The sequence below is a fragment of the Aestuariivirga sp. genome (genome assembly GCF_046093005.1).
GTDB lineage: Bacteria > Pseudomonadota > Alphaproteobacteria > Rhizobiales > Aestuariivirgaceae > Aestuariivirga.
Genome location: NZ_JBJTER010000158.1, coordinates 1 through 1706, shown reverse-complemented (window position 1 = coordinate 1706; position 1706 = coordinate 1). Strand labels below are relative to the sequence as shown.

The 1706-nt window shown below is 65.8% G+C and carries 2 protein-coding genes and 1 pseudogene; all 3 read right to left on the bottom strand.

Features of this window, described 5'->3' with window-relative positions; all coding sequences use genetic code 11:
• Window positions 1-953 (bottom strand): S49 family peptidase (locus tag ACKOED_RS13510; RefSeq protein ID WP_408917123.1); only part of this gene is annotated, 953 nt, incomplete at its 3' end.
• Window positions 953-1204: a hypothetical protein gene (locus ACKOED_RS13505; protein ID WP_408917122.1), complete on the bottom strand. Its 252-nt coding sequence runs from the start codon at window positions 1202-1204 to the stop codon at window positions 953-955. The genes ACKOED_RS13505 and ACKOED_RS13510, both read right to left, overlap by 1 nt.
• Window positions 1201-1706, bottom strand: a pseudogene (locus ACKOED_RS13500) (hypothetical protein); the annotation flags it as partial. The gene ACKOED_RS13505 and the pseudogene ACKOED_RS13500, both read right to left, overlap by 4 nt.

Here is a 1706-nt window from a genome sequence, read left to right as displayed (position 1 = left end):
GCAATGTCTTCTGTGCTCATGGATATCCCTCCTTTGCGAGCTATGCGCCCGGATGGGCGGGTGGTCTGTGAACGGGTCTGTTCCGAAAGTGAGGTCAGCACCTCATCGAAGCTGGCGATGCGGTCGGCGAGGCCAAGGCGGACGGCATCCGCTCCGATGAAGGTGCGGGCCTCGGTGGCGCGTGCCATGTCTGATGTCAGCTTCCGGCCGCGCCCCATCGCAACTGTGTCGAGGAACTGGCGGTAATGGGCATCGACGCTGGCCTGCAGGTCGGCGCGCACCGCGTCAGAGAGCGGCTCGAACGGGTTGCCGTCGACCTTGTGGCTGCCGGCGAAGATCAGGGTGGGCTTCACGCCCTGCGCCGCCAGTTCGCCCGAGCGGTCGGCATGCAGCATGACGACGCCAATGGAGCCGACAATGGATGTGGGCGAGATGACGATCTCGTTGGCGCCGCTGGCGATGCCATACGCTGCAGAGGCCGCCATGTCGTTGACAAACGCAGTGACAGGCCTGGTCTGGCGGACAGAACTGATCATTTCCGTCAGACCTGCCATGCCGGCGGCTTCACCACCGGGCGAGGAGATGTCGAGCAGGACCGACCGTACCTCCGGGTCTTGCCCTGCCGCGCGCAGTTGGGCTGCGATCCCCTCGTAGCTGGTGAGCCCCGACCGGCTGTCGAGCCAGGCGCCGCGGTTCACCAGCGTATCGAGCACCGGGATGATGGCGACGCCGTCCGCGGTGCGCATCATGGATGTGGTGCCATCCGGGCGGCGCGCGGAGCCGGTGAAACGATTGGCGTCCGGCGCATCCATGCCATCCTCTGCCGAGAAGAGGCTGGCCTCGAGCCCAATCCTGCCGCTCAGGGCGCCGAGGATGATCTGGGCCTTGGCGGGATGGATGAGCAGCGGCGTGTTCAGCAGGCGGTCACCGAGGCGAAGAAGCTGTCCAGGCATCACAGACCTCCCGCCCTGAGACCGTAACGGCGTCGAAGGCCGCCGGTCCGACCGCAGAAGCTTTCCAGCCGTGACAGCTCGGCCCGGAGTGAAGCGAGATCGGTCTTGCCGTATTGCACCTTGCGCCTGACGCCATTTCCGGCGTCGAACTCGATGACTTCCGGACGCCGGCCCTCGAGCAGCGCGTAATAGGCTTCCCGGATCCGCGGCAGCACGGCGCACGGATCGGCATAGTCGGTGATGATGGTCATGACTGTGAGCTGTCCTCGGAGGGATGCTGCGCGGCAAGATCGTCGGCGGGGTCTTCGGATTGGTTGCCGGAAGGGGTGGTGATCCCCTGGTATTGATGGTCGGGCAGGCCATAGGTGGCTCTGAGCGCCTTCTCGCGCGCGCGCTGGGCGTAGACGTCCTCGATGTCGTGGCCAAGGTCCTCGGCAATCGCAGCGTCCGTCATGACGCCGAGCCGGCACCAGATCTCGTGGGCCTTGGCCATCTTCAGATCGTCGGCCTGCGGCTTGGGAGCACCCCGCCAGATGGCACGCGACGCTGCGGAGCGGTTGGCGAGGAAGCCTTCGAGACCACCCGGGAACGGAATGCCGCCCCGGGCGATCTCCTCCTCGAGCCAGGCTTCGTAAACAGCCGTGCAGAAGGGTCCCAGAATGTGAGCCCGGCGGTAGAGCGTGATCTGGAAGATCTCGCCGGAGGCCATGCGCACGCTCGAATAGGTGGCATTGGTATAGTCCGCCGTGGCGC